Source organism: uncultured Clostridium sp. (assembly GCF_937920395.1).
Taxonomy (GTDB): Bacteria; Bacillota; Clostridia; order Clostridiales; family Clostridiaceae; genus Clostridium_AD.
This window is the reverse complement of the sequence record NZ_CALEVF010000319.1, coordinates 1-3,061: the sequence shown is the minus strand read 5'-3', so window position 1 is coordinate 3,061 and position 3,061 is coordinate 1. Positions and strand designations below refer to the sequence as shown.

Annotated in this window: 2 protein-coding genes; both read left to right on the top strand. The window is 29.9% G+C overall.

All coding sequences use genetic code 11. The features are described from left to right. Nucleotides 1-50 precede the first annotated feature (50 nt). On the top strand, nucleotides 51-920 hold the full coding sequence (locus tag Q0649_RS19695; protein ID WP_367179420.1) for a YgcG family protein: 870 nt from the start codon (nucleotides 51-53) through the stop codon (nucleotides 918-920). 315 nt (nucleotides 921-1,235) lie between these two features. Then, entirely contained in the window at nucleotides 1,236-3,032 is a 1,797-nt protein-coding gene (locus Q0649_RS19690; protein WP_298845876.1) for a proton-conducting transporter membrane subunit, read from the top strand. The last annotated feature ends 29 nt before the right edge of the window (nucleotides 3,033-3,061 follow it).

Below are 3,061 nucleotides of genomic sequence, written 5' to 3'. Positions count from 1 at the left end.
ATCAGCTAAAGTAGTACCTAAAGTTGACTTTACTAAATAGGAGCTAAAATATGAAGACTTATTTAATTAATTTTATTAAAAAAATAAAAAATTATAATATCACATTAAGTATATCTACAAAAGCTAAGAAAAAAATGACGATTTTATTTGTAGGTATAATAAGTCTGGTTTTACTAAGTCAAATAATGGCTGCGAATATAGTAAATGCAAAAACCACAAAAATATATCCTGCTCCATCTCAGTTAAAATATGTTAACGATTATGCCAAAGTATTAGATAATCAATCAACACAATATATTTTATCAGTAGGCAGGGAACTAGAAGCTAAAACAGGAGCTCAGGCTACAGTTGTAGTTATAGATTCACTAAAAGAGGTACCCATAGAAACTTATGCAACTGGTATTTTTAGAGAATGGGGTATTGGTAAAAAAGATAAAAATAATGGTCTGTTAATTTTATTAGCAGTAAAAGAAAGAAAATGGAGAGTAGAGGTGGGTACAGGGCTAGAAGGTGCTGTTACTGATATTTATTCCTCAAGGGTTATGAATGATTATGCAGTTCCAAAATTCAAGCAAAACCAATATGGAGAGGGACTTAGGGCATCATATTCGGTTCTGAGCGATAGCATAGCTAAGGAATACAATGTAAAACTAGAGAAGAATGTTAATGTTCCAAAACAAGTTCAAACACAAAACGTTCCTCGAAAGGGTAATGGTATAGTATTAATAGGATTTATTGTGTTTATTTTTCTCGACTTTATTCTAAACCGAGGAAGAATAACTAAATTTATGGTAATGTTACTATTTTGGAGCTCTATTGGTAGACGTGGTGGTGGAAATGGCGGCGGTTTTGGAGGCTCAGGAGGCGGTGGTTTCGGGGGCGGTTCATCAAGTGGTGGAGGGTCCTCGGGTGGATATTAATATAATATTTGCTAAAATTAATAGCATGTTATCATGTTAGTAAACTAAAAAATCACTCAGAAAACTTATTAAATTTATAAGTTAAATGAGTGATTTTTTTATATTTGGTTTACTTTTATTAATAAAATAGAAAAAATATATTTTATAGATTTACTTAATAAATGATTTAAAAAGGCAAAATTTAGGAGTGTTAACCAATACATAACACGAACAATCAATTAAAATTAGTTGTTAACATTCGAAAAATAAGGTATAATTAAGTGTCACATTTCAACATTCGAATGATAACTAAATTTAACTAGGAGTTGATAACAAATGTTACCAATAATAAATTTTCAAAACGACTGGCTTTCGGCATACTTCGTATTTATTATAATATTAATATTTATACCAGTAGCAATTTATACTAAGGGCTACATAATGGAATATAAAAAACATTACTCAGTAAATTATATGTTACTTTTAATAGCATTATTTGTAGCATCAATGATAGGAGTTGTAGTTTCTAATAATGCAATAAGTTTTCTCGTTTTCTGGGAGATTATGTCTATATCATCATTTTTCTTAGTAATTTATGAGTACATGCATAAGGAAAATTTGAAAGCAGGAATATTTTATTTTGTAATGACACATATAAGTGGATTATTTTTAATGATAATGTTTTCTTTCTTGTATAAATATAGCGGAAGTTTTGACTTTAGTGAGATTATAAAGGTTTCTGCAAATTTTTCATCAAAACAAAAGTCCATAATATTCATACTTGCATTATTTGGATTTGGTGCGAAGATGGGAATTGTTCCACTTCATGCATGGCTTCCAAAGGCTCATCCAACAGCACCATCTAATGTCTCGGCATTGATGTCAGGGGTAATGCTTAAGGTTGCTTTATATGGTTTTATAAGAGTAATATTTATTTTCCTTAAAGTGACACCACTAAATTGTGGAGTTACAGTACTTGTAATAGGAACGATTACTGCTATATTTTCAATCTTAAATGCATTATTACAAAACAACATAAAAAAACTATTAGCATATTCTAGTGCAGAAAATGTAGGTCTAATTTTTGCTGCCCTTGGGATGTCTATGATACTTATAAATTATAATTTAAAAGTATTAGCTTCACTAGCACTAACTGCAGCATTGCTTCACTGCTTAAATCATGCGATTTTTAAAAGCCTTTTATTCCTAAATGCAGGAAGCGTTTTGTATGCAACTGGTACTAAAAATATGAATGAGCTTGGTGGACTACACCAAGAAATGAAATTTACAGCAATTTGTACATTTATTGCAACCTGTGCAATCTCTTCAGTGCCACCATTTAATGGTTTCGCAAGTGAGATACTTATTCTTAGAAGTTTCATTGAAGCAATAACTAAGGTAAGCAATATATGGATTATAATATTGATTTTTTGTTGTGGTGTTATCATAGCAATAACAAGTGGAGCGGCGTTTTATGCTACTGCAAAATCTTTTGGAATCACCTTTCTTGGAAAACCAAGAACTAAAAAAGCGGAGCATATAAAAAGTATTCCGATGTCAATGAATATTGGGCAGGGCGTACTTGCTGTGCTTGCTATAGTAACGGGTATATTTTCACCGTTTATAATAAGTAAGATATCATATTTTACGAATGGTTTATTTGCGATTAATTCCAAAGGTCCTGGATTTAAAAATGAAACAGAGATAATAGTGTTTACTTTAATATTAATTAGTATCACATTTATTGTTTATATGTTTAATAAAATAAATTCATCAAATAAAAAACAAGAGATTAATGATACATGGGCATGTGGGTACACAAGTGATGAACCTTACATACAGTACACTGGTAGTGGATTTGTGCAACCTGCCGCAAAAATATTTGGACCTATTTCAAATTATAACAAAAAAGTTAGTTATAAACAAAATATTCATATAAGTCAAACTACTAGCGATGTAGTAGAAGACTATTTTTATAAAACAAGTTTAAAAGCAGTAAATTACGTAACAACAAAAATATTAAAAATAAATTATGGGAAAATTCAATTGCATATCTTATATATATTTATATCGGTAATAATTGCACTTGTTTTAGTCTTAAAATTTGTAGGGGCTTGCAGAATTCAAAAATAAAAACTGTGGATAACTTTTAAGATTTGGCT

Bases quoted from the DNA above. Each gene is read 5' to 3' on its own strand.
- Q0649_RS19695 (WP_367179420.1), top strand. From the start codon at position 51: ATGAAGACTTATTTAATTAATTTTATTAAAAAAATAAAAAATTATAAT.
- Q0649_RS19690 (WP_298845876.1), top strand. From the start codon at position 1,236: ATGTTACCAATAATAAATTTTCAAAACGACTGGCTTTCGGCATACTTC.